Annotated in this window: 21 protein-coding genes; 13 read left to right on the top strand and 8 right to left on the bottom strand. The window is 58.3% G+C overall.

The window, feature by feature from the left end:
* Nucleotides 1-134 precede the first annotated feature (134 nt).
* Nucleotides 135-869: a hypothetical protein gene (locus tag ACFQZG_RS15965; protein ID WP_378154212.1), complete on the bottom strand. Its 735-nt coding sequence runs from the start codon at nucleotides 867-869 to the stop codon at nucleotides 135-137.
* A gap of 245 nt (nucleotides 870-1,114) precedes the next feature.
* Nucleotides 1,115-1,582 (bottom strand): hypothetical protein, encoded by a 468-nt coding sequence (locus ACFQZG_RS15960; protein ID WP_378154210.1) that lies wholly within the window; start codon nucleotides 1,580-1,582, stop codon nucleotides 1,115-1,117.
* A gap of 184 nt (nucleotides 1,583-1,766) precedes the next feature.
* Between ACFQZG_RS15960 and ACFQZG_RS15955 the strand changes: the two genes are divergently transcribed.
* On the top strand, nucleotides 1,767-2,081 hold the full coding sequence (locus tag ACFQZG_RS15955) for a YunC family protein (RefSeq protein ID WP_378154208.1): 315 nt from the start codon (nucleotides 1,767-1,769) through the stop codon (nucleotides 2,079-2,081).
* 4 nt (nucleotides 2,082-2,085) lie between these two features.
* On the opposite strand, the gene mtnA is transcribed toward ACFQZG_RS15955, so the two are convergent.
* The 3 genes from mtnA to ACFQZG_RS15940 form a co-directional block, all read right to left on the bottom strand.
* Nucleotides 2,086-3,156 (bottom strand): S-methyl-5-thioribose-1-phosphate isomerase, encoded by a 1,071-nt coding sequence (gene mtnA, locus ACFQZG_RS15950; RefSeq protein ID WP_378154206.1) that lies wholly within the window; start codon nucleotides 3,154-3,156, stop codon nucleotides 2,086-2,088.
* Nucleotides 3,157-3,191: 35 nt separating this feature from the next.
* Complete coding sequence (gene mtnK / locus ACFQZG_RS15945) at nucleotides 3,192-4,406, bottom strand: S-methyl-5-thioribose kinase (protein ID WP_378154205.1); 1,215 nt, start codon at nucleotides 4,404-4,406, stop codon at nucleotides 3,192-3,194.
* Between the two features lie 208 nt (nucleotides 4,407-4,614).
* Entirely contained in the window at nucleotides 4,615-5,640 is a 1,026-nt protein-coding gene (locus ACFQZG_RS15940; RefSeq protein WP_378154203.1) for a LacI family DNA-binding transcriptional regulator, read from the bottom strand.
* Between the two features lie 490 nt (nucleotides 5,641-6,130).
* Here ACFQZG_RS15940 and ACFQZG_RS15935 point away from each other — a divergent pair, with 490 nt between their 5' ends.
* The 5 genes from ACFQZG_RS15935 (at nucleotide 6,131) to ssuE (ending at nucleotide 12,258) form a co-directional block, all read left to right on the top strand.
* On the top strand, nucleotides 6,131-7,447 hold the full coding sequence (locus ACFQZG_RS15935) for a sugar ABC transporter substrate-binding protein (protein WP_378154201.1): 1,317 nt from the start codon (nucleotides 6,131-6,133) through the stop codon (nucleotides 7,445-7,447).
* 132 nt (nucleotides 7,448-7,579) lie between these two features.
* A complete protein-coding gene (locus ACFQZG_RS15930) occupies nucleotides 7,580-8,872 on the top strand; it encodes a carbohydrate ABC transporter permease (protein WP_378154199.1) in 1,293 nt (430 codons plus the stop codon).
* Nucleotides 8,869-9,699 carry a sugar ABC transporter permease gene (locus ACFQZG_RS15925; RefSeq protein ID WP_378154197.1) on the top strand — a complete coding sequence of 277 codons (831 nt, stop codon included), beginning with the start codon at nucleotides 8,869-8,871 and terminating at the stop codon, nucleotides 9,697-9,699. Before ACFQZG_RS15930 ends, ACFQZG_RS15925 begins: the two co-directional genes overlap by 4 nt.
* Complete coding sequence (locus tag ACFQZG_RS15920) at nucleotides 9,696-11,264, top strand: alpha-amylase family glycosyl hydrolase (protein ID WP_378154195.1); 1,569 nt, start codon at nucleotides 9,696-9,698, stop codon at nucleotides 11,262-11,264. The genes ACFQZG_RS15925 and ACFQZG_RS15920 overlap by 4 nt, the downstream gene beginning before the upstream one ends.
* A 427-nt stretch (nucleotides 11,265-11,691) precedes the next feature.
* Nucleotides 11,692-12,258 carry an NADPH-dependent FMN reductase gene (gene ssuE, locus ACFQZG_RS15915; RefSeq protein WP_378154193.1) on the top strand — a complete coding sequence of 189 codons (567 nt, stop codon included), beginning with the start codon at nucleotides 11,692-11,694 and terminating at the stop codon, nucleotides 12,256-12,258.
* Between the two features lies 1 nt (nucleotide 12,259).
* On the opposite strand, the gene ACFQZG_RS15910 is transcribed toward ssuE, so the two are convergent.
* Nucleotides 12,260-14,011 carry an alpha-glycosidase gene (locus tag ACFQZG_RS15910; protein WP_378154191.1) on the bottom strand — a complete coding sequence of 584 codons (1,752 nt, stop codon included), beginning with the start codon at nucleotides 14,009-14,011 and terminating at the stop codon, nucleotides 12,260-12,262.
* Between the two features lie 246 nt (nucleotides 14,012-14,257).
* On the opposite strand from ACFQZG_RS15910, the gene ACFQZG_RS15905 reads away from it, so the two are divergent.
* From ACFQZG_RS15905 to ACFQZG_RS15875, 7 genes are all read left to right on the top strand, one after another.
* Nucleotides 14,258-14,824 (top strand): DUF1802 family protein, encoded by a 567-nt coding sequence (locus tag ACFQZG_RS15905; RefSeq protein WP_378154189.1) that lies wholly within the window; start codon nucleotides 14,258-14,260, stop codon nucleotides 14,822-14,824.
* A gap of 190 nt (nucleotides 14,825-15,014) precedes the next feature.
* Complete coding sequence (gene sufC, locus ACFQZG_RS15900) at nucleotides 15,015-15,794, top strand: Fe-S cluster assembly ATPase SufC (protein WP_378154187.1); 780 nt, start codon at nucleotides 15,015-15,017, stop codon at nucleotides 15,792-15,794.
* Between the two features lie 24 nt (nucleotides 15,795-15,818).
* Nucleotides 15,819-17,123 carry a Fe-S cluster assembly protein SufD gene (gene sufD, locus ACFQZG_RS15895; protein WP_378154185.1) on the top strand — a complete coding sequence of 435 codons (1,305 nt, stop codon included), beginning with the start codon at nucleotides 15,819-15,821 and terminating at the stop codon, nucleotides 17,121-17,123.
* A gap of 2 nt (nucleotides 17,124-17,125) precedes the next feature.
* Entirely contained in the window at nucleotides 17,126-18,340 is a 1,215-nt protein-coding gene (locus tag ACFQZG_RS15890; RefSeq protein ID WP_378154184.1) for a cysteine desulfurase, read from the top strand.
* Complete coding sequence (gene sufU / locus ACFQZG_RS15885) at nucleotides 18,337-18,786, top strand: Fe-S cluster assembly sulfur transfer protein SufU (RefSeq protein WP_378154182.1); 450 nt, start codon at nucleotides 18,337-18,339, stop codon at nucleotides 18,784-18,786. Before ACFQZG_RS15890 ends, sufU begins: the two co-directional genes overlap by 4 nt.
* A gap of 36 nt (nucleotides 18,787-18,822) precedes the next feature.
* Nucleotides 18,823-20,217 carry a Fe-S cluster assembly protein SufB gene (sufB, locus tag ACFQZG_RS15880; RefSeq protein ID WP_378154180.1) on the top strand — a complete coding sequence of 465 codons (1,395 nt, stop codon included), beginning with the start codon at nucleotides 18,823-18,825 and terminating at the stop codon, nucleotides 20,215-20,217.
* A gap of 301 nt (nucleotides 20,218-20,518) precedes the next feature.
* Nucleotides 20,519-21,499, top strand: a complete 981-nt coding sequence (locus ACFQZG_RS15875; RefSeq protein ID WP_378154179.1) for a C40 family peptidase — start codon at nucleotides 20,519-20,521, stop codon at nucleotides 21,497-21,499.
* A 55-nt stretch (nucleotides 21,500-21,554) separates the two neighbouring features.
* Here ACFQZG_RS15875 and ACFQZG_RS15870 read toward each other — a convergent pair whose 3' ends face one another.
* Together ACFQZG_RS15870 and ACFQZG_RS15865 are read right to left on the bottom strand one after the other, a co-directional pair.
* The gene (locus ACFQZG_RS15870) at nucleotides 21,555-22,595 is read right to left on the bottom strand and encodes an HD-GYP domain-containing protein (RefSeq protein WP_378154177.1); all 1,041 of its coding nucleotides are present in this window, start codon (nucleotides 22,593-22,595) and stop codon (nucleotides 21,555-21,557) included.
* A gap of 102 nt (nucleotides 22,596-22,697) precedes the next feature.
* Entirely contained in the window at nucleotides 22,698-23,747 is a 1,050-nt protein-coding gene (locus tag ACFQZG_RS15865) for a ThiF family adenylyltransferase (protein WP_378154175.1), read from the bottom strand.

The raw sequence follows: 23,747 nt of genomic DNA, 5'->3' as shown, positions 1-23,747 counted from the left end.
CCTTTTCGTCTGGGAGGCTAGCATTCAGAAACGGGGAGAACGGAGCTCGCGACGCGAGACCCGTTCTCCCCGGGGGACGATTGCGGTGCGGTTGCCGTTCGGCCGGACGTTAACGGCGCGAGTAGCGCCGACGATCAGCAGCCTTCTTCGCAATATTCCTCTTCGGAGGACGAGGAACCGTCCGACGAAGAGGAAGAAGCGGAGGAGGAAGACGACGTAGGAGCAACGGGCTGCGGAACGACGACGGTTTTAGGCGCTACCGTTTCTTTGGACGTGAAATTGACTGATTTCTTGCCGGATTTGGCCGGCTGCTCGACTGCGGCAGCGTCCGGTTGCGCAGCTGCCGGCGTATCGGTCGCAGCGGCCGGTTGCGGTTGCTCCTTGCTCGGGGCGGTAACGGAAGCGACGACCGCGTCCGGTTGCTTGGCATCTTGCTTAGAAACGTCCGCCGCCGGTTTCTTCTGATCGGCGTTCGATGTCTTCGGAGCTTCGGTTGCGGCCTTCCCGTTATCGGAAGCGGATGCTTGATTCGACGGTTTCTTCCGATCGGATTGTTCGCCGCCGGCGGACGAAGCAAGCGCGACCGCAGGTTCCTCCTGCGAAGCCGCGTTCGTCTTCTCTTGCGTCTGCGATTGCGGTTGCGGCACGGCGACTTCGACGGAAGCCGTCGCGACTTCGGAACGGGGTTCGGTCCTGACGTCGGAAGCGGCAGGGGCAGGCGCCGGCGCGCCGGCCGATGCAACGACCGCGGCCGGTTTAGCGCCGGAACCGGACTGGTTCGCCGACACGGCGGCGTAGGTTAACGCTCCGAACGTTAAGAGTCCGGCAGCGGACAAGATAGCAAGCTTCGGAATGTTGCGTTTGATCATGGCATGATTCCTCCTAGGCGGATGGGGTTGACCGGACTACAAAAAAGAGACCCAACGAGGCGCGGCGTTCGCGTCCCATTGAATCTCTGGCGGTCCAGTAGATTGCTTCGTGTGAGGGTGTTCCGTACTCCAAGCGCGGCATGCCGTGCGGCGCATGCTGCATCTATGTTCATCTTATTCTTCCGGAGCGGCGCTGTCAATGCTCAAACTATTATTTCCTATCGTTTTTGTAGGAATTAAATCTTTTACTCGATAAAATCGTCGATTTCGTTCATGCGCACCGTATACACTTGTTTCTCGTCCACGTGATATACGGTAAGCAACTGCGAGTCCGGTTCGAAATTAATGACGCGGCACGGAATATTCATCTTCACGCCCCGGCCTTTGTTGATGTTCAGACGAATGAGTTGATTGCTCTGTATATAGTGGCGAATTCGAATTTCGAGCGGGTCGACTTTGGGCGATTCCTTGACGGGGGACTTGACCGATTCTTTGGCGGGAGCGGTTGCGGCTTTCGCTTTGATGGTCGCCGCCAGCGCTTGCTCGATGGCGGAGCCCAGCTGAATGCCGGAGCCGATTCGATAATCCGCGAAATTGCCGTTGTTCAGCGCGTGAAGCAATTGTTCCAATGCGGCGCCGTTGCTCGGCGCGTTCACCATCACTTCCACCTGGAACAGGTAAGAGCCGTCAGTCGTCGGTTTTTGTTTGGACATGCGAAGGCCTCCATGGATGACATGCTTGTAGACCGGGTTCTTAATTCCTAATATAACATGTTTCGATCGCCCAATATAGTGCCGGCAGGGACAAAAGGCCTTAATGATCGAGACTTCCGCCGCATATGGTATAAGGCGTGCAATCGCAATCGTAACCGCGATGGCGGTGCTGGAGGTGGTACACATGGTCAAGGTCGTACCGATCTCGATCGACGAATGGACGGCGATCGGAATCGAGGTCCTGTTGCCTAAGACGACGCTCATCGCGATCGCCGCCGGCGGCGGTTATATCATGTGCGGAGCGCTGGACGTACAGCTGCTCAACGACAAGCTGAAGGATAGGGCGATTATCGCGGGACGCGCCGTCGGCGTGCGGAACTTCGAGCAGTTGCTCGACGCGCCGCTTGAATCGGTCACCGACGCGGCGGTCGCGATGGGCATCACCGTCGGCATGAGCGGCAAAGAAGCGGTTCGCCTATTGGCGAAATCCGCTTCTTGAACGACTATTCCGCCGCGAACAACCGCTTAAGGCTGTCCGAATACGGGGCTCTGACGATGCCTTTCTCCGTGATGATCGCGGTGACGAGCTCGCTGGGAGTCACGTCGAAGGCAGGATTATAGATCGCGACGCCCTCGGGAGCCGTACGCTTGCCGAACCCGTGCGATACTTCGTCCGGATGCCGCTCTTCGATCGGAATGTCGTCGCCCGTCGGCGTCGACAGGTCGATCGTCGAGAGCGGACAAGCGACGTAGAACGGGATGTTATGCGCCTTGGCCATGACGGCAACGCCGTACGTGCCGATCTTGTTCGCCACGTCGCCGTTGGCCGCGACCCGGTCGGTTCCGACGATGACCGCTTGCACCCAGCCTTTGGACATGACGTGGCCGGCCATGTTGTCGCAGATCAACGTCACGTCGACGCCGGCTTGCTGCAGCTCGAAGGCGGTAAGGCGGGCTCCCTGCAGGACGGGCCGCGTCTCGTCCGCGAATACCTTAAGATGAATGCCTTGCTCGAGCGCCAAGTAGAACGGCGCTAACGCGGTGCCGTATTTCGACGTCGCGAGCCCTCCGGCGTTGCAGTGGGTAAGTACGCCCATGCCGTCCTCGAACAGCGTCAAGGCATGCTCCCCGATCAACCGGTTCGTCTCCTCGTCCTCCGCATGAATCCGCTTCGCTTCTTCCAACAAAGCTTCGATCGCCGCGGATGCCGGCACGCCTTCGGCGGCCAGCGCGTTCGCACGCGCCTTCATGCGATCGAGCGCCCAGAACAAATTCACGGCCGTCGGGCGAGAGGTCGCCAAATACTCGGCATGCTTGGTCGTATGCGCCGCGAATTCCCGGACGTCGCCTTCGAAGCCGATGGCACCGAGCACGACGCCGTACGCCGCCGATATGCCGATCGCGGGCGCGCCGCGCACTTTCAGTTCGCGAATTCCCTCCCATACTTCTTGCGGCGTCGTTAGCCGCAAGTAGACTGTTTCTTCCGGCAACAAACGCTGATCGAGCATGAGCAGGGCATTGTCTTCCCATTTCAGCGATCGCAATGCCTCGTTAGGTTTCGTGTCGGTCGTCATGATGATGCTCCTTTGCATGTAAGCCATGGCCGCGATCAGCCGCGGTCTGCGGTCTCGGATTCCGCGATGTCGATCAATTGTTCAATCGAGGTCAGCCGGCGATTGCGCTTGATAAGAGTCGTGCCGATCGCTAGCGCGATCGTCTGGGCTTGCTTGCGCACGTTCGCGTTCGGAATGTTGTCGATGTCCGCTACGTGCGCGAGCCCGACGATCCGGCGGACCATCTTCGCGCCGGCGAAACCGGCCGTATCCTGAAGCAGACGCTTCAGGTAATCGTCTTGGTAACCCGCGGTGCTCGCGATGCGATCGACGCCGTGCGCATCCCATAACGCGCGGAATTTACGCTCGAATCCGGTCCAGACATCGCGGACGCTCCCGGAGAGATAAGCTCTGCGCGCTTGTCTCGAGGAAGCGTCCGCGGACCAATGCTCTTGCGCCGCGTAATGGAGCAGCAGGTTCGCGATCACGGCGCCGATATCGAATCCCATCGGGCCGTAGTATGCGAATTCGGGATCGATGACCTTCGTCGATTCCGGCGTAACGAAGATGCTGCCCGTATGAAGATCGCCGTGCAACAATGCTTGGGCGTGGGTCAAGAATTTTTCGCGCAGCCGCGCGACTTCCAGATGAAGCGCGTCGTCGGTCCACAGCTGAGCGGCGGCTTCCTTCAGGTGATCGTCGAAGCTGTTCGTGTCCGCGTCGGCGTACGGATGGTCGAAGATCAGATCCTCCGTGATTTTACATAGCTCGGGATTCGAGAAGGAGGCCGCGAGCGTCTTCTTCTCTTGTTGATTCATGCCGAGATCGGAAGTGAAGAACAACGTGCGGGCTAGAAATTCCGAGATGTCGTCCGCGAACTTCGGATAGACGCCGCCTTCGATCAAGCCGCGGCGCATGATGACGTGGCTGCTCAAGTCTTCCATAACGGTAAGCGCCAGCGCGTTGTCCGCGTAATACACTTGCGGGACGAGCCCCGGCGCGAGCCGTCCTTCGACGCGAAGCGCATCGCTCTCGATTCTGGCGCGGTCGAGCGTCAGCGGCCAAGATTCCCCGACCACCTTGGCGTACGGGAGCGCCTGCTTCACGATGACGCCCGCGCCTGTCGACGGCTGCGTCACGCGGAAGACGAGATTCAAGTTGCCATCGCCGATTTCGCGGCAAGCAAGCTCGCCTTCGGGGCTGAACACGCCGTCGATCGATCTCGCGACCCGAATCGCCTCGGTCTCGGTTAACGGATGGTAAGGGCTCATTATATACTCCTCCAACGGACTTATCGGTATGATCGGTCGTGAATAGGCCAGTAAGAAGCTAGATGTTAAGTATAAAGGAATTCATGCGAGGTTGAAAGTCCATGGCGCGGTCGCGCAAAAAAGGGAAGATCGCAAGCCCCGTGCAGGCTTCTTGATCTTCCCTTCGCAGGAAACCGTGTATGATTGCAACGCTCTCTTCGCATCCTTATTACGTGAGAGACAACGTGCGGAGCGACGATTCCCGTACGACGAGCCGGTGCGGAATGATCTGCCGCGCCGTGATCTCGACCTGCTGAATCATGCGCAATACCATCTGGGACGCGGTATAGCCGAGCTGGTACGTACCGACGTCCATGCTGGTGATCGGGGGCATCGTCAGTTCCGTCAGCGCGATATTGTTGAAGCTGACGATCGCGACGTCCTGCGGGATGCGGTAGCCGAGCTCGGTCAAGCCCTTCAGCACGCCGAAAGCGACGACGTCGTCGATGATGACGAGGGCGGTCGGCGGTTCCGGTTGAGACATGATCGAGGCCATCGCGCGATAGCCGCTCTCGAGCAGGAACTCGCCTTCGACGACCCAGCCGTCCTTGGACGGCAATCCGGCTTCGGACAGCGCCTTCGCGTACCCGGTCATCCGGTCTTGCGTCATCGCGAGCTTGGCCGGTCCGCTCACGAAACCGATGCGCCGCTGGCCTTGGGCGATCAGATGCTTCGTCGCGTCGTACGCGGCTTGAACGTTGTCGTTGTCGACGGAAGGGACGTCCTCGTAATCGAGGCTTCGTCCGAGCAGCACGAACGGCATCTTCTCCTCGCGCAATAAGCGGATGACCGGGTCGGACGCGCGGGAGTACAGCAGGAGCAAGCCGTCGACGCGGCCGCTTCGCACGAGGCGCGTCACCGTCTCGAGTTCTTCCTGCTCGTTGCTGCCGCCGGCCATGAGCAAATCGTATCCGGCGCGAGTCAACTGCGCGAGCACGCCGCGGATCAGTTCATAGAAGAAGAAGTTGAGCAGCAGCTCTTCGGCGGGCCGCGGGAGCACGACGCCGATCGTGCGCGTCGTCTTCGAGACGAGACTCTTGGCCATGATATTCGGATGGTAGCCGAGTTCCTCCATGACCTCCCGAACGCGCGCGCTCGTCTCCGCGCTGATGCGAGGGTGGTTCGAGATGACGCGGGATACGGTGGAAGGGGAAACGCCGGCGATTTTCGCGACTTCCTTGATCGTTACAGCCATAGGGGGGATCGTCCTTTATTCACATTTGAGTTTAATCGTATCCAAAACGTCCGATCGTGTAAACTGGAAGTTCTATTGTATAGAAGGTATGAGGGGTGGGCATGCCATCATGTGCAATTCGTGCGCATTTCATGCATGTAAATCCGATTACATTGTGCCATGTGTGGCACAGATCAACAAGTTGAGGGATTGTTAGATATGACGAGATAATCAACGATTATGTATGTATTTTAGTCAAAAACGAGCGAATACAATCTGTGCAAACGATTTACTTATTCGAGAAATGGCGTATCATAGAGTTGTATTCAAAAAGCGCTTTCATATCAGCCGAAATGCTTGTAACGAAGGGAAATTCAACGGTATTCTCGAGATGGTGCTTGGTTGTACAAACGTTTGCACAACTTATCGAGCGTTATGCCTCGTTACTTGCACGGGCCGATCGCGAAGCGCGCCAAATTCAGTGGCAATCAGAGAGGGGTTCTACAATTCCATGAACAAAAAGAAATTACTGATCACGTCCCTGGCATTGACGACCGTCGTATCCTTGGCGGCATGCGGAAGCAACGACAACAACAATAACGCTTCGCCGAGCGCGAGCGCGCCCGCGGCTACGGGAAGCGCGCCTGCGGCTTCCACGGAAGCTCCGGCGGAAGATCTCGCGCCTGAAGCCGGCGCCAAGCTGGTCGTATGGTACTCCGCAAGCGAGAAAGCGCTTGTCGAAGAAGCGGCCAAAACGTTCAAAGACAAATACGGCATCGACGTTGAAATCCAAGACGTAGGTCCCGACAAATCGATCGAGAAAATCATCAACGACGGTCCTGCCGGCGTAGGCGCGGACGTGTTCCTCGCGGTTCACGACCGTCTCGGCGCGGCCGTTCAAGCGGGCGTCGTTCTTCCGAACGACCTTCACGAGGCGGAATCCAAAGCGAACAACTCCGACAAGTCGGTCGAGGCGTTCACGATCGACGACACGCTGTACGGCTACCCGATGTCCGTAGAGACGACGGCCGTATTCTATAACAAAGACCTCGTGCCTACGCCTCCGAAAACGTGGGACGAAGTCATCGCGTTCGCGAAAGACTTCAACGACGTTAAAAACCAAAAATACGCCTACATGTGGGAAGTCGGCAACGGTTACTGGAGCTGGGGCTTCTTCGGCGGATACGACGCGTACGTATTCGGCAACGGCGGCACGGATCCTAACGACATCGGCCTGAATTCCGCCGGCGCGGTCGAAGGCGCGAAGTTCTTCCAAAGCCTGAAAGACCAAGTTCTTCCGATCAAAGCTGGCGACATCAAGTCCGACATCAAAACGAGCTTGTTCAACGAAGGCAAACTCGCGTTGAACGTCAGCGGTCCTTGGCAGACGAAAGAATTCCAAGCAAGCGTGAAAAACCTGGGCGTCATGGAATACCCGACGCTGCCTAACGGCAAGCCGATGATGCCGTTCTCCGGCGTCAAAGGATTCCTCGTCAACGCGTACTCGCAATATCCGATCGCGGCGAAAATGTTCGCGGAGCTCGTCTCCAACGAAGCGTCGCAACTGCGCAACTTCGAATTGTTCGGAAGCCTGCCTTCCAACAAGAACGTAGCCGCAGGCGACAAAGTAAGCGGAGATGCATTCGCCAGCGTATTCCTGAAACAATTCGACAACTCCACGCCAATGCCTAAGATCGCGGAAATGAACGCGTTCTGGTCGACGCACGAAGCCGTTCTCGCATCGCTCTGGAACGACGGCGCCGACGCTCAAAAGACGATGGACGAGTGGGCTAAAAAAGTAAAAGACGCGAACGCGGCCGCGCAATAATCGAGCAATCGCATATGCGAGAAAGAAGCGATCACTTGCTGCGCAATAATTGCGCTAACGCATAAGCGAGAAGACCTACACCCGCCGGTTGACGGCGGGTGTATGGTCCTTACAGGAAGGAGAGGGTTGTGCTTGAAGGGATCTGCGATGACCGCGGGATGGTTATCTGCGTTATGCATGGGACTTGGACAATGGTATAACCGGCAATACGCCAAAGGGCTGCTGTTCGTTCTCTTGCATGCGACGGGCTTATATTTGGCCATTGCCGTGCTGCCGCCGTATTTGAAAGGACTCGTCTCGCTCGGAGACAAAGGCGTTCACCTGGAGAAGGTGGGCAAAATCTCGAAGCTCGTGCCGGGCGACCACTCGATCTTCATGATGATCAACGGCGTTCTGGCACTGTTCGTGCTGCTCGTCTACGTATTCCTATATGTAATGAACATTCGCGACGCGGTGACGGTAGGGCGCAGACGCGCTCAGGGCCAAGACCCTGCAAAGCTGGACAACGGCTTGTTCCCGTGGATGCTCCTTGCGCTTCCGTTCCTCGGGGTATTGTTCTTCACGGTCATGCCGATTGTGTTCACCTCTTTGATCGCTTTCACCAACTATTCGTCGCCTAATCATATTCCGGCGAAGAACCTTGTCGACTGGGTCGGCTTCGACACGTTCCATAATCTGTTCAACATGAGCGGATGGAGCGGCACGTTCGGCTCAATCCTGCTATGGACGATCATATGGGCGATACTGGCCACCGTGACTTGCTACTTCGGCGGCATTATCGTTGCGCTGATCATTAGCCAGCAAGGGATCAAGTTCAAGGGATTCTGGCGCATGCTGTTCATTATTCCTTATGCCATCCCTCAATTCGTCTCGTTGCTCATCATGAGAAACTTGCTGAACGAGCAGTTCGGACCGATTAACCAGTATTTCCGTTGGTTCGGCCTCGAAGGCTTGCCGTGGCTGAACGATCCGTTCTGGGCGAAAGTATCGGTCATCGTCGTGAACATGTGGATCGGCATCCCGGTCACGATGGTTCTCGTCATGGGCATCCTGACGACGATTCCGAAGGACTTATACGAAGCGGCCGACGTCGACGGCGCGTCCGCATGGATGAAGTTCCGCAATATCACGATGCCGTACGTCCTGTTCGCCACGGCGCCGATCTTGATTACGCAGTTCACCGGCAATATCAACAACTTCAACGTCATCTATCTGCTGACCGGCGGCGGTCCGGCTACGATCAAGTACAACAACGCGGGCGAGACGGATCTGCTCGTGACGTGGCTGTTCAAGCTGACGATCGACTTCAAGCAGTATAATATCGCCGCTGCCGTCGCGATCCTGATCTTCCTGTTCATCGCTACGATGTCGGTGCTGCTGTTCACGAGAACGAAATCCTACAAAGAGGAGGACATGATCCAATGAAGCCCAAGCTGATTATTAGTTACGCGCTTCTCGCGCTGATCGGCATAGCGTCGATCTACCCGGCGCTCTGGACGGTATTGTCCTCCTTCCGCGCGGGCAATTCTCTCTTCAGCGATACGTTCTTGCCGAAGCAATGGACGCTCGATCATTACCTCGATCTGTTCAGAAGCCGGGACACGCGCGACATTCAATACGCGAAGTGGTACTGGAACACGCTGCAGGTCGCGGCGGCCAGCATGGTCGTCGGCACGATCATTCAGCTTTTGACCGCTTACGCGTTCTCCCGGTTCCGCTTCAAAGGGCGCAAGCCGATGATGATGGTCGTGCTCATTCTCGGGATGTTCCCGGGCTTCCTGAGCATTATCGCGATTTTCTCCATTCTGCAAAGGCTGGAGCTGCTCGATTCGAAATGGGCGCTCGTCCTCGTGTATTCCGCGGGATCCGCGCTCGGCATGTTCGTCGCCAAAGGCTTCTTCGATACGATTCCGCGGAGCTTGGAAGAGGCGGCGCGCATCGACGGAGCGAACCATATGTCGATCTTCGTGAAGATCATCTTGCCGTTATCCCGTCCGATCATCACGTACATTTCGCTGACGACGTTCGCGGGCGCGTGGGTCGACTTTATTTTCGCCCGGGCGATCCTGACGTCGCGCGACGAGTGGACGCTGGCCGTCGGCCTATGGAGCCTGATCGATTCTTACAACAGCACGGAGTTCACGCTGTTCGCCGCCGGTTGCGTGCTCGTCGCCGTTCCGATCACGATTCTGTTCATGTACACGCAGCGGTTCCTCGTCGACGGATTGACGGCCGGAGCGTCCAAAGGATGATCCGAAGGCTGCGCGCGGGAGCGGTCATGCTTGCCGGCTGCGGCTTGCTGCTCTCCGGCTGCCAGAACGGCGGATCCGACAAGACCGCAGGGCCTAGCAACGCGTATTACGAAATTTTCGTCCGCTCGTTCGCGGATTCGAACGGCGACGGCGTCGGCGATCTGAACGGCGTCACGAACAAGCTCGATTACATTCATAAGCTGGGCGTCGACGGGATATGGCTCATGCCGATCCAGCCGTCGCCGAGCTATCACGGATACGACGTCACCGACTATTACGGAATCGAGCCGGACTACGGCACGCCGGAAGACTTCAAGAAGCTGATCGACGAGGCCCATAAGAGGGGTATCAAAATCATCATGGATCTTGTCGTCAACCATACGAGCGTGGAGCACCCGTGGTTCGTCGACTCCGCGTCGGGCAAGGCGAGCGAACGCCGCGATTGGTACACGTGGGCAAGCGACATCGGAGGGGCTAGCCCCTCCGACGGCGCGACGGGTGCCGCCCCCTGGCACTCCAGGCTCGGGGACGAGTACTTGGGCATCTTCTGGGAAGGCATGCCCGACCTGAACTTCGACAACCCCGACGTTCGCAAGGAGATCGTCGCCATCGGCCAGTATTGGCTGAAGCAAGGCGTCGACGGCTTCCGGCTCGATGCCGCGAAGCATATTTACGGCGACTTCAACTCGACGTTGAAGACGAAGAGGGTCAAGGACGCCAATCAGGTTTGGTGGCAGGAGTTCCGGAGAGGGATGAACGAGGTCAATCCGGAGGCGTATCTCGTCGGCGAAGTGTGGGACGCGACCGCCGTCATCGGACCGTACTTGAACGATGCGCTGGACTCCGCGTTCAACTTCGACCTGGCGGCCAACCTGCTTAGCGCGGCCGACTCGGAGAAGGCATCGGACTTCGGGTTCACGCTGTCCCGCGTGCACGATTATTACGCCAAGCAATCCGGCGGCCAAGCCGTCGACGCGGTGTTCCTGTCCAACCACGACCAGAACCGCGTCATGTCCGCTCTGAAAGGGAACGTCGACCATGCGCGGACGGCGGCGGCGATGCTGCTGACGCTGCCGGGCAACGCCTTCATCTATTACGGCGAAGAATTGGGCATGACGGGCGTGAAGCCGGATGAACGACTTCGCGAGCCCTTCCCTTGGACGATCGCGCCGGGAGATCCGGCCGAGACGACATGGGAGGCGGCCACCGGCCGAGGAGACGGCCAAGTATCGGTAGAAGCGGAAGACGAGACCCCCCGCTCGCTTCTGAATCACTACCGGACGCTGATCTCTTGGCGGGCGCAGTACGCCGCACTTCGCGGCGGCACGATCGGTTCTTACGAGACGGATAACGACGCGATCGTTTCCTATGTTCGTTCGGATGCCGATCAGACGCTTCTCGTGCTGCACAATCTGTCGGGCGAGCCGCAGACGGTATCGCTCGCGGAGACGCCGGCGCAGCCGGAGAAGTTCTCTAAGATTATATTGACGACGAGCGACGGCGCCGGTCTTGAAGACCGGACCGTATCGCTTCCTCCTTATACGAGCGTCGTGCTCCGGCCTTAACGCCGGCGATAACCCCCGAACCTGAACCCCCTTCAGGCGCGGGGGTTATTTCGTTTAACGTTACCAGGCAGCGCTAAACCGTCGCAGTTGCTCGCGAGCAGCATTTAACGTTACCAGACAGCGCTAAATCACCACGGTCGCTCGCGAGCACCATTTAACGTTACCAGACAGCACTAAACGAAACGGCTGCTCGCGGGGCGCCGGACAAATCTGAATGAATGCAATCCTAGGGGCGATAAACGGTAAAATGCGGCAATCGCGAGGATGCGATATAATGAGTGAGGTGCCGCCGTTGCCGAAGCAATGTTGTTGACGGTTCGGACTATGGGATGGTACGATTCAATTATCGTATTTTAAATTCGCATTGGAATAGTAAGAATTAAAGACGGATAAACAAATACCTAGTATTCAAGGAGAGTGGCTCGCAATGGCGAACGTCATCATCATATCCGGCAGCCCGACGCCGGGCTCGCGCCTGAACGGATTAATCCAATTCAGCGAGGAGAAGCTCAAGGAGCTCGGACACGCGGTCGACCATCTGCAGGTGGCGGATCTGCCGGCCGAGGACTTGATCAAGGCGAACTTCGGAAGTCCGGCGATCGTCGCGGCGACGGCGCGCGTGGCGGCTGCCGACGCAGTAATTATCGCCAGCCCGGTATACAAGGCGTCGTTCACCGGCGTGCTGAAGACGTTCTTGGACTTGATCCCGCAGAAGGGGTTCCAGAACAAAACGATCGTTCCGCTGTTCATAGGCGGCACGATCGCCCATCTGCTGTCGATCGAATATTCGCTCAAGCCGGTCGCCGCGGCGCTTGGCGCGACGCTAATCCTGAACGGCGTTTACGCGATCGATCAATGGGTGGAGCGCGTGGATGGCGGAGGCTTCAAGCTGTCCGAGGAGCTGGCTGAACGGCTGTCGAACACGGCGGGGCAATTGTCCGAGGAATTGAAGTGGCAGACGCTCCGCCAAGGAGCGCCTGCCACGCAAGGATAACTTATCGATCGGCGCGAATGATCGCGAACCCGTAAGGAGGAAGCGAGGCTTCCGGCCCGCTCTCTCCCGCCACGACGGTTCCTTCGCCGAATACGACGCTCAGGACCGTGTCGCTGCCGAAAGGCAACGACACGGTCTCTTGGCGTTCGCCGGCGTTCAGCGCCACGACGAAGGTCTCTCCGTCCGCTTCCCGGGCATACGCGAGCGTAGGAATGCCCGACTCCGCATTCAGGACGCGGTAGGCGCCGTCCCTGAAGGCGCGATGGCCGCGGCGCAGCCGGACGAGCTCCGTGAAGAACGAGAACAATTCGCGGTCTTGTTCTTGCTCATCCCAAGGCATGCACTTGCGGCAGCCGGGATCCTGTCCGCCGTTCAGCCCGACTTCGTCTCCGTAATAGATGCACGGCGTGCCGGAGAACGTGAATTGGATCGCCGTCGCCAGCTTCATCCGGCGCTTATCTTCGCCGCATAGGGTGAGCAGGCGCGGCGTATCGTGGCTGCCTAGCAGGTTGAAGGCGGCTTCCGTCGCTTGCTGCGGGTACGCGGCGAGCAGATAACCGGCCAAGTCCGCGAATTGCTTGCCGTCTCGCTTGCCTCTGACGGCGAAGTCGAGCACCGCTTCGGTGAACGGGTAATTCATGACCGCATCGAATTGGTCCCCGCTTAGCCACGGCAACGAATCGTGCCATATCTCTCCCAGGATGTACGCATCGGGATTCGCTCGCTTCACGACGTCGCGGAACGAGCGCCAGAACCGATGGTCGACCTCGTTGGCGACGTCGAGGCGCCAGCCGTCCACCCCGATTTCTTCGATCCAGTATCTCGCGACCTCCAGCAAGTGGGCTTGTACCTCGGGATTCTCGGTGTTCAGCTTCGGCATATGTCGCTCGAACGAGAACGTGTCGTACGTCGGGATGCCGTCCTTGACGCCGATCGGGAACTCGCGTACGTGGAACCAGTCGGCATAACGGGAGCTCTGACCGTTCTCCGCGACGTCGACGAACGGCGCCCACTCTTTGCCGCTATGGTTGAACACCGCGTCGAGCAGCACGCGGATGCCGCGCTCATGGCATGCTTCCACAAGCGTCTTCAGCAGCTCGTTCGTGCCGAAGTGCGGATCGACCTTCAGATAGTCCAGCGTATCGTACTTATGGTTGGTCGGCGCCTCGAACAACGGGTTGAAGTAGATCGCGTTCACGCCGAGCGCCGACAAGTGATCCAGATGATCGATTACGCCCTGCAGATCGCCTCCGAAAAAGTTGTCTGGCGTTGGCTCGCCGCCCCATGGCTCGACGCCATCGGGATCGAGCGTCTTGTCCCCGTTCGCGAATCGTTCCGGGAAAATTTGATAGAACACAGCGTCCTTGACCCAGGCGGGCGGCTCGAACACGTCGGCAGGGTTCAGAAACGGAAACTCGAAGTACAAGTTCGGGCTGGCCGGCTCCGCTTCATGGAAGCCTTGCTCGTCGAGCCATAGCGTCTCGTCGCCGCCGACGAGCTTGAAACCGTATTTGAGCCTGCGGTATTCCGGGCGGACCGCTGCCTGCCAATAATCGAACAAAGAATCTTGCGCGAACAAGTCCATGTCCGCGCGCTTCGGTCCGGCAACGGGCCAATTGTATTTATCCCCGTGAATCAGGACGACGCGATCGACGTCGCCGCGCTTCGTGCGCAGCCGCAAATGAACGGTATCGCGATCGTAGGCGTATGCCCAGTTGCTCTTGGGACGGTGGTAGACGGCTTCTCTAAGCATGAATCGAATGCTCCCTTCGTGCGGTTCTCGAATAGCATGCGCCATAGCAACGCAAAAAAGGCACAGCCCCGGCGTCGTACGCTCCGAGGTTGTGCCTTCCGTTTGTCGGCAAGGGCAGCATGGCCTTTCGATTAGACCTTATTATAAACGCTGCGCGGCGATATGGGAAGCCTTCGGACGAGCACGTCGGCGCATCGGCGAATATGTTATAATAGAGGGATGTCGCGGAGGGGAGCGGATCAGACTATGGAGGAACGAATCGCGTTAAGGGAATGGGCGGTTGCCGTCGACGCGCTGGCGTCCGGCAGGCAGGTCATCGTCCTGCGCAAGGGCGGGATCGCCGAGGAGACGAAGGAGTTCAAGCTGGAAAGCCCGCGCTTCTTCTTGTTTCCGTCTTACGAGCATCAGAAGCCGCATCTGATGAAGGAAGAAGCCAGGGCGGCGGTGCTGTCGACGCAGGCCGAGGCGCTCGCGGACCCGGATACGGTGAGAATCGCTTATTACGCGGAAGCGACGCACGATCTCGAGGTGACGGACGAGGAGACGCTGCTGCGCCTCGACGCGCTTCACGTGTGGACGCACGATTATGCCGCGGAGAGGCTGAAGTGGAAGAAGACGAAGCCGCTGCACGTGCTCGTGTTGCGCGTCTACGCGCTGGATGAGCCCGTCATGCTTCCGGTGGACGAACGGTACGGCGGCTGCAAATCGTGGCTGAACATACCGGCGATCGATTCGGACGCGAGGCGCCCGGTGCTGTCGGACGAACGGTTCGAGGAGCGCGTTCGCGAGGTGCTCGAGTGCGTGAACGGCTGACCGGAAAAAGCCGCATATCGCTCGGAATGGCGTAACGGTGCGCATTGTTTGCTTTTTTCATATTCTTTTCATAAACTAAGGGTTGAGAATCAGTGAGAATCAAATTAAAATAATTATAAATAAGGATATCGTACGCACGGAGATTCTCCCGTCGTATCGTGTCCGCAGAAACCTGGAGGTTATGGGAAGCATGTCGACTCAATTCGAAATTCGCGGTCTGAAAGCGACCATCGAAGACAAAGAAATCTTGAAGGGCATCGATCTTAAAATCAACGGCGGGGAAGTCCACGCGATCATGGGCCCGAACGGTACGGGCAAGAGCACGCTCGCATCCGCTCTGATGGGCCATCCTAAATACGAAGTAACCGAAGGCGAAGTCGAACTGAACGGCGAAGACGTGCTGGAGATGGGCGTCGACGAGCGCGCGCGCGCGGGCTTGTTCCTCGCGATGCAATACCCGAGCGAAATTACCGGCGTCACGAACGCCGACTTCCTGCGCAGCGCCATCAACGCGCGCCGCGACGAAGGCAACGAGATTTCGTTGATCAAGTTCGTTCGCCAGATGGAAGGCAAAATGAAGCAGCTCGAGATGAACCCGGAGTTCATGCACCGTTACTTGAACGAAGGCTTCTCCGGCGGCGAGAAGAAACGCAACGAAATTTTGCAAATGATGCTGCTCGAGCCGAAGTTGGTCATTCTCGACGAGATCGACTCCGGTCTCGATATCGATGCCCTGCGCATCGTCGCCGAAGGCGTTAACGCGATGCGTTCGGAAGATCGCGGCTTCCTGATCATTACGCACTATCAGCGGTTGCTGAATTACATTACTCCGGATTACGTGCACGTCATGATGCAAGGCCGCATCGTGAAATCCGGCGGTCCGGAGCTGGCGCAACGCCTCGAAGCCGAAGGCTACGATTGGGTTAAAGAAGAACTGGGCATCGTCGACGAAACCGTCGGCCAAGCTTAATGGGACGGGGAGGTTAATGCAATCATGAGTACGCCTACCACCTCTTTCGGCCGCGAAGCCGCGGCCGCGATCGCCCGCAGCAAGAACGAGCCCGCGTGGCTGATCGAATGGCGCGAAGCCGCAGCCGACCTGGCCGCGAAGCTGGAGCTGCCGAAACCGGAGAAGATGCCGTTGCAACGCTGGACGCTCGACCAATACGGTTCGAACCGTCCGGGTACCGTCGTCTCGTCCGCCGCGGACTTGCCGGCCGCGATTACCGAATTGCTGCCGCAGGAACAGACGGGCGCGCTGATCGTACAGCACAATTCTTCCGTGGTCTTCACCCGTCTGTCCGACGAGCTGAAGGCGAAAGGCGTCGTCTTGTCGAGCCTGGAAGAAGCGGCTCGCACGCACGAGGATTTGCTCCGCAAACATTTCATGACGTTGTACGCGAAGGACGAACATAAGCTTGCCGCGCTTCACGCGGCGCTCTGGAACGGCGGGGTATTCCTCTACGTGCCGAAGGACGTCGTCATCGAAGAGCCGATTCAAGCGCTCTTGTTCGCCGACGACGCGGAAGCGACGTTCATGCCGCATATCCTGGTCATCGCCGACCAACACAGCAACGTCTCGTTCGTCGAGCAAGTCGCTACGCTGCTGCCGCAGACCGAGTCGACTTTGCTGCACAACAGCGCGGTCGAAGTGTTCGCCAAGGCTGGCGCGCAAGTCCGTTACGCCTCCGTTCACCACATGGACGCGAGCGCGATCGACATCGCATACCGCCGCGCGACGCTCGATAACGATTCGCGCGTGGAATGGATTATCGGCGACTTGCACAACGGCAATACGGTCACCGATACGAAGTCGGTTCTGAAAGGCAACGGCTCCACGTCCGACTCCAAGATCATCACGGTCGGCAGAGGCAGCCAGCGCATGAGCATCACGACGCAAGCGGTGCACTTCGGCCGCTCTTCCGAGAGCGACATGATTACGCGCGCCGTCATGAAGGAAGAAGCGAGCGCGATCATTAACGGCGTGACGAAGATCGAACACGGCGCGACCAAGGCGAACGGTCAACAGACGGAGAAGGTGCTCATGCTCAGCCCGAAAGCGCGCGGCGACGCCAATCCGATTCTTCTCATCGACGAAGACGACGTCAAGGCGGGCCACGCGGCCAGCGTCGGACAAGTGAACCCGGACATGGTCTACTACCTGATGTCCCGCGGCATTACCCGGACGGAAGCGGAACGCCTCATCATTCACGGTTTCCTCGACCCGGTCGTCTCCGAAATTCCGCTCGAAGGGTTGCGCGAGCAGCTTCACCGCATTCTCGAAAGAAAGCTGGGATAAGGATGGATGCCAAGGCGCTCAAGGCGGAATTTCCGATCCTGAATCAGGACATTAACGGACATCCGCTCGTTTATTTGGATAACGCGGCGACGACGCAGAAGCCCCGTGCCGTCATCGAAGCGGTCAAACGTTACTACGAGTGGGATAACGCCAATGTGCACCGCGGCGTCCACACGCTCGGCTCCCGGGCGACGGACGCTTACGAGGGCGCCAGGGAGAAAGTCGCGCGGTTCATTAACGCGCCGGCCTCCCGGCAGATTATTTTCACCCGGGGAACGACGACCGCGCTCAACATCGTGGCATCGGGCTATGCGCGCCAGACGCTTCGCGAAGGCGACGAGATCGTCATCACGCCGATGGAGCACCATAGCAACCTGATTCCTTGGCAGCAAGCCGCCAAGGCGACGGGAGCGACGCTCAAGTACATCCCGCTGCAGCCGGACGGCACGATCAGCTTGGCGGACGTCGAGAGCACGGTGACGGAGCGGACGAAGATCGTCTCGATGACGTTCATCTCGAACGTGCTCGGGACAATCAACCCGATCGCCGAAGTCGCCAAGATCGCTCACAAGAACGGCGCGATCATCGTCGTCGACGGCGCGCAGAGCACGCCGCACCTGAAGGTCGACGTGCAGGCGCTAGACGTTGATTTCTATGCGCTGTCGGGCCATAAAATGTGCGCCCCGACCGGCATCGGCGCATTGTACGGCAAGGCGCAGCTGCTCGAGCGGATGGAGCCGGTCGAATTCGGCGGCGAGATGATCGATTTCGTCGAGCTGCACGATTCGACTTGGAAGGAGCTGCCTTGGAAGTTCGAAGGCGGCACTCCGATTATCGCCGGCGCGGTAGGATTGGGCGCCGCGATCGATTTCCTCGAGGAGATCGGGCTCGATAACATCGACAAGCACGAGAAGAAGCTGACCCGTTACGCGCTCGACAGTCTGTCCGCCATCGACGGCATTACGATCTACGGACCGCGCGAAGAGCGAGCCGGACTCGTGACGTTCAATCTCGGCGACGTGCATCCGCACGACGTCGCCACGGTGCTCGACACCGAGGGAATCGCCGTACGGGCTGGTCACCACTGCTGCCAACCGCTGATGCGCTGGCTGAAGGTGAGCGCGACGGCGAGAGCGAGCATTTATCTGTACAATTCCGAAGAAGATATCGACCGGCTCGCGCAATCGCTCATCCGGACAAAGGAGTTTTTCGTATGAGCCAACTAGACGATCTGTACCGCCGCGTCATCATGGACCATTACAAAACCCCTCGCAATCGCGGCGAGCTCGACGAAGGCTCGGTAACGGTGAACTTGAACAATCCGACTTGCGGCGACCGCATCTCGCTGCAGCTGCAGATCGAGGACGGCATCGTCAAAGGCGCGAAGTTCACGGGAGAAGGCTGTTCGATCAGCATGTCGTCGGCTTCGATGATGACGGACGCGGTGAAGGGCAAGACCGCAGACGAAGCATTGAAGATGGCCGACAAGTTCTCCTCGCTCATGAAGGGCGAGAACGTCGAGTTCGAGGAATACGAAGATATCGAAGCGTTGTCGGGCGTCAATAAATTTCCTGCCAGAATCAAATGCGCGACGCTTGCATGGAACGCGCTCCGCAAAGGCGTGGAGCACGGGCACGGCAAGCACGAAGGCATCGAACAATAAAGCGAATCATACGGGTAAACAAAGGAGTGAGCGCAAATGGCGAAAGAGATGGAGTTCGAAGAGTATAAATACGGCTTCCGCGACGAGCACAAGGCGATTTTCCAATCCGGTAAAGGATTGACGGAGGAAGTCGTCCGCACGATCTCGGAAATCAAGGGCGAACCGGAGTGGATGCTCAAGTTCCGCCTGAAGGCGCTGGAGCAATTCCGCAAGATGGAGATGCCTCGTTGGGGCGGCAACATGGACGATCTGGATTTCGAAGACATCCAGTACTACGTTAGACCGTCCGAGAAGCAAGGCAAGACGTGGGAAGAAGTGCCTGAAGAGATCAAGGCGACGTTCGATAAGCTGGGCATTCCGGAAGCGGAGCAGAAGTTCCTCGCCGGCGTATCGGCTCAGTACGAGTCCGAGGTCGTCTACCACAGCATGCAGGAAGATCTCGAGAAGCAAGGCGTTCTGTTCACGGACATGGACACGGCGCTTCGCGAATATCCCGAGATCGTCAAGGAATACTTCTCGACCGTCGTTCCGACGACGGACAACAAGTTCGCCGCTCTGAACAGCGCGGTATGGTCCGGCGGCAGCTTCATCTACGTGCCGAAGGGCGTCAAATGCGAAATTCCGTTGCAGGCGTACTTCCGCATCAACTCCGAGAACATGGGCCAATTCGAGCGCACGCTGATCATCGCCGACGAAGGCAGCTTCGTCCACTACGTCGAAGGCTGCACGGCGCCGATCTACAGCACGAACTCGCTGCATAGCGCGGTCGTCGAGATCATCGTGAAGAAGGACGCGCGCGTCCGTTACACGACGATCCAGAACTGGGCTCCGAACATTTACAACCTCGTCACGAAGCGCGCGGTCGCGGAAGAGAACGCGACGATGGAATGGGTCGACGGCAACATCGGCTCCAAGCTGACGATGAAATACCCTGCGGTCATTCTTAAAGGCCGCGGCGCGAAAGGCATGGTACTCTCCATCGCCGTCGCGGGCAAAGGCCAGCACCAAGACGCGGGCGCCAAGATGATCCACCTCGCTCCGGACACGACGTCGACGATCGTATCGAAGTCGATCTCCAAGCACGGCGGCAAAGTCACTTACCGCGGTCTCGCATCCTTCGGCCGTCAGGCGGAAGGCGCGAAGGCGAACATCAAGTGCGACACGCTCATCCTCGACAACGAGTCGACGAGCGACACGATTCCGTACAACGAGATTTTCAACGACAACATCGTGCTCGAGCATGAAGCGACCGTCTCCAAAGTATCCGAGGACCAGCTCTTCTACTTGATGAGCCGCGGATTGACGGACGCCGAAGCGACTCAGATGATCGTCATGGGCTTCATCGAGCCGTTCACGAAGGAACTTCCGATGGAGTACGCGGTAGAGATGAACCGTCTCATCAAGCTGGAGATGGAAGGCTCGATCGGTTAATTTAATGTTTAGATTGGGCTCCCGGTGAATTAACGCCGGGAGCTTTTTTACACCCATTAAGCGAGCGGGCGGAAGATGGAAGGAAAGAGATCAGTCTCCTGAAGAACGAAGTGCCTGCCTTTACGGTCCCGAATTCACCTTATTAAGGGTTAACCATTCAGAATTCGGGACCGTAACAGCAGCGTAAGGAGACTGAATCTCTTGACGCACCACATCCGGCCCGCGAGCCCCGCGGAATAAATCCGAATCGCCCGCCGCATCCTAATGGAGCATGAACGATTAGGGAGGCGACGAACGCCGTATGAGGACAAGCAAGCTGCTTACGATCGCCATAGGAGCCCTGTTATTGTCGGGCTGCACGGACAATCCGGGGGATACGAAAGATCTGAAGCAACATTCCGGACCGGTCAAGGTGCAGTCGAACGGCGGAGCTCCCGAGGATTTAACGGAAGGTCGCCACATCGTGCCGATCAAGACGATTCAGAACGCGCCGTACGTCTCGCTCGACGATTTCGCTAAGGCTACGGGCTATCATGGGGCATGGCTTCGCGACGGAAGCTACGGCGTCGGAGACAACGATCCGGCGTGGAAGTTCCGCACGGGCGAGAGCAACGTGGATCTGGCCGATAAGAACATCAAGTTGCCGGCGCCGGCGGTTAAGGAGGGCAATGCCCTCTACGTTCCCGTAGACGGGTTGAAGCCGCTATTCGGCGACGTCACGGTATTCGCCGTGGAATCCGAGCAGGTCGCTTTCTTCCCGAAGCCGACTCCTGAAGAGACGGGCGTCCGAGGCGGGGACTTGGACTTCAAGGACGAGCCAGCGGCGGCTCCTACGAACGTCATGCCGAAGCCGGGCCATATGCGAGCGAAAGCCGCTATCGCCGAATCCGACCGCGAAGACATGATCTCGTTCGCCAAGAAGTATATGGGCGTTAAATACGAATTCGGAGCGGAGTCGTACGGCGAGTCCGGCACGTTCGATTGTTCGACGTTCGTCCGATACGTCTACGATAAGTACGGAATGGACTTGCCTAGATTGGCCAGACAGCAGGCGGAACGAGGGAAGCAGATCGACCGCGACCAGCTCAGGCAAGGGGACCTGCTGTTCTTCTACGTGCCGGGCCGATTCAAGAGCAACGAGACGGTCGGACACGTCGGCATGTATTACGGCGACGGCCAGATGATTCACGCGAGTCCGAAACCCGAGGACGGCGTGCAGCTGACCGATATTAACAAACCGTATTGGAAAGACACGTTCCTGTACGCCAAACGGTTGTTCTAGATGGAGTTCGGCACAAAAAAAGGGCGGTGCCATGCGATGGCGCCGCCCTTGCCGGTTACATATAGATTTGTTTGATTTCTTGCTTCCGCTCCGCGGAAAGGTCGCAGAAACTGTCGTCGTCCAACTTGATCAACGGACGGAAGTAATCGGTCGGATTGGACATGACGATCGTGCCGATTTCCCCGTTCGTCAGCTCGACCTTCTTGCCGATGAAGTTCGGAATCATGTGGCGAATGAACGTATGCGTGATCTCTGGATCGAGCGCTTGGAAGCTCAACTCGTGCATTTCCTTCAAGACGATGAGCAGGTCGCGCTTCTCGCTGTATACGCGGGAAGAGATCATCGCGCTATAGACGTCGGCTACGGCGACGATTCTCGCGATCGGATGAATCTGGTCGCCTTTCAGGCCGAGCGGGTAGCCCGTTCCGTCCATCCGCTCGTGATGCTGCAGCGCGGCTAGCGCGATACCGGCGTCTTCGATGGACGACTTCAGAATGTCGTACCCGTATTTCGGGTGGTTTTTCACTTCGGAGAATTCTTCGTTCGTCAACCTCTCCGGCTTGTTCAAGATCGCGTCGGAAATTTTGCATTTGCCGATATCGTGAAGGAAGCCGGCTTTGCCCGCGCGTACGGTATCTTCCTCGTCCCAGCCGATCCATCTGGCGATATAATAGCTGAGCATGCCGACCTGGACGGAATGTTGGTACGTATAGTCGTCTTGGCTGTTCAAGAGGAGCAGCAGCGACACGACGTCGCGTTCCGTCTTGAAGTTCTCGACGAGCGGCTGGAAGCTCTCCTTGACGTCTTCCTCGTAGATCTTGCCGTCGGTCAGCGCGCGTTCGAACAATTGCTCGGCGCCCGCGACCGCATCGTGATATAAAGGCCTTAACAGCGGATTGTATCCGGAAGGCTCCGGTGCGGCCTGGGCCCCCGCCCTGTGTTCGATCTCGACGAAGTCGACCTGATGCTGGAAAAGACGGGATAGCTCTCTCTCGTTGAGGGTAGCTCCCTTGGAGAGGACATGCAAACCGAACGAATTGAATATATCTTCCGTTAACCGGTCGCCTGATCGTACGTCCGTGATATGTACCCGCATGTCGCACCTCGACAGTAGTTTCGATCGATTGACAAAATTCGCTAATAGGTGTTTCGTCTCTATGCTACCAACTAAAGCGTTTACTTGCAATAGGTTTTGGCATCATTCTCCTAACAGTTCCGTATATAACCTACGTGCGAGCGTCGCGTCGTCGGTACCCATGATCAATGCCCGCCCGTCGGCGAAAAGAACGAAATCCGGCGTGCCTGCGCGCCGTAGCTTAACGAGATATTCGTTGTGCTCCACGTCGCCGATCGCTTCCCATCTAGCCGCGAATCGGGCCAAGGAATAGGCGAGCGGCCGCGTCGGTTGGATCTGGATCGTGTTCCTGCCGCATAACGATACGGCGGCCGACTCCTCGCGCTCGCCGTCCAACGACTCGAATCGGCGTTGCCCGCATACGGGGCAATCCGTTCTCCTGGCGTCGCGAACGGACAACGATTGCCACTGCGAATGCCACAAGTCGATCTGCAGCAGATCGCCGTGCAACGCCTTCGCGTTGCCGCTCAGCAGCTTGATCGCTTCCATCGCCTGAATCGACGAGATCGTATCGACGATCGGCGCCAGCACGCCGGCCGTCTCGCACGTATCGAGCGAACCGCCGGCCGGAGGCTCGGGGAACAAGCAAGAGAGGCACGGCGTCTCGCCGGGAATAACGGTCATCGTCATCCCGGAGCTCGCAACCGCTCCCCCGTAGATCCAAGGGATTCCGTGCTTGACGCTCGCTTCGTTGACCAGGTAGCGAACGGCGAAATTATCGCTGCCGTCGATGATGAGGTTCGCGTGCCGCAGCAGCGTCTCCGCGTTGTCCGCGGACAGATGGGCGATATGCGCTTCGATCCGAATATCGCGATTGACGGCGGCGAGCCGCGCGGCCGCCGCTGCCGCTTTGGGCTTGCCCGCGATGGCGTCGGATTCGTCATACAGCAACTGGCGCTGCAAGTTGCTCAGATCGACGACGTCGCGGTCGATGAGCGTCAGCTTGCCGATTCCGGCTCGAGCGAGATGGTTCGCGGTCACGCAGCCGAGCGCGCCGACGCCGACGATGGCGACGTGGGCTTCGCCCAACAGGCGCTGACCGTTAGGGCCGATCGCCGGGAACCGGATTTGGCGGGCGTAACGCTGCTCCGGCGGGAGCAAGGGCTGCTGCAT

This window comes from Cohnella sp. GCM10027633, assembly GCF_042675445.1.
In the GTDB taxonomy this organism is placed as follows: Bacteria; Bacillota; Bacilli; order Paenibacillales; family Paenibacillaceae; genus Cohnella.
This window is presented reverse-complemented; position numbering and strand designations above follow the sequence as displayed.

Coding starts and splice junctions, on each gene's coding strand:
- ACFQZG_RS15965 (WP_378154212.1), bottom strand. CDS start 869: ATGATCAAACGCAACATTCCGAAGCTTGCTATCTTGTCCGCTGCCGGA.
- ACFQZG_RS15960 (WP_378154210.1), bottom strand. CDS start 1,582: ATGTCCAAACAAAAACCGACGACTGACGGCTCTTACCTGTTCCAGGTG.
- ACFQZG_RS15955 (WP_378154208.1), top strand. CDS start 1,767: ATGGTCAAGGTCGTACCGATCTCGATCGACGAATGGACGGCGATCGGA.
- mtnA (WP_378154206.1), bottom strand. CDS start 3,156: ATGACGACCGACACGAAACCTAACGAGGCATTGCGATCGCTGAAATGG.
- mtnK (WP_378154205.1), bottom strand. CDS start 4,406: ATGAGCCCTTACCATCCGTTAACCGAGACCGAGGCGATTCGGGTCGCG.
- ACFQZG_RS15940 (WP_378154203.1), bottom strand. CDS start 5,640: ATGGCTGTAACGATCAAGGAAGTCGCGAAAATCGCCGGCGTTTCCCCT.
- ACFQZG_RS15935 (WP_378154201.1), top strand. CDS start 6,131: ATGAACAAAAAGAAATTACTGATCACGTCCCTGGCATTGACGACCGTC.
- ACFQZG_RS15925 (WP_378154197.1), top strand. CDS start 8,869: ATGAAGCCCAAGCTGATTATTAGTTACGCGCTTCTCGCGCTGATCGGC.
- ACFQZG_RS15920 (WP_378154195.1), top strand. CDS start 9,696: ATGATCCGAAGGCTGCGCGCGGGAGCGGTCATGCTTGCCGGCTGCGGC.
- ssuE (WP_378154193.1), top strand. CDS start 11,692: ATGGCGAACGTCATCATCATATCCGGCAGCCCGACGCCGGGCTCGCGC.
- ACFQZG_RS15910 (WP_378154191.1), bottom strand. CDS start 14,011: ATGCTTAGAGAAGCCGTCTACCACCGTCCCAAGAGCAACTGGGCATAC.
- ACFQZG_RS15905 (WP_378154189.1), top strand. CDS start 14,258: ATGGAGGAACGAATCGCGTTAAGGGAATGGGCGGTTGCCGTCGACGCG.
- sufC (WP_378154187.1), top strand. CDS start 15,015: ATGTCGACTCAATTCGAAATTCGCGGTCTGAAAGCGACCATCGAAGAC.
- sufD (WP_378154185.1), top strand. CDS start 15,819: ATGAGTACGCCTACCACCTCTTTCGGCCGCGAAGCCGCGGCCGCGATC.
- ACFQZG_RS15890 (WP_378154184.1), top strand. CDS start 17,126: ATGGATGCCAAGGCGCTCAAGGCGGAATTTCCGATCCTGAATCAGGAC.
- sufU (WP_378154182.1), top strand. CDS start 18,337: ATGAGCCAACTAGACGATCTGTACCGCCGCGTCATCATGGACCATTAC.
- sufB (WP_378154180.1), top strand. CDS start 18,823: ATGGCGAAAGAGATGGAGTTCGAAGAGTATAAATACGGCTTCCGCGAC.
- ACFQZG_RS15875 (WP_378154179.1), top strand. CDS start 20,519: ATGAGGACAAGCAAGCTGCTTACGATCGCCATAGGAGCCCTGTTATTG.
- ACFQZG_RS15870 (WP_378154177.1), bottom strand. CDS start 22,595: ATGCGGGTACATATCACGGACGTACGATCAGGCGACCGGTTAACGGAA.
- ACFQZG_RS15865 (WP_378154175.1), bottom strand. CDS start 23,747: ATGCAGCAGCCCTTGCTCCCGCCGGAGCAGCGTTACGCCCGCCAAATC.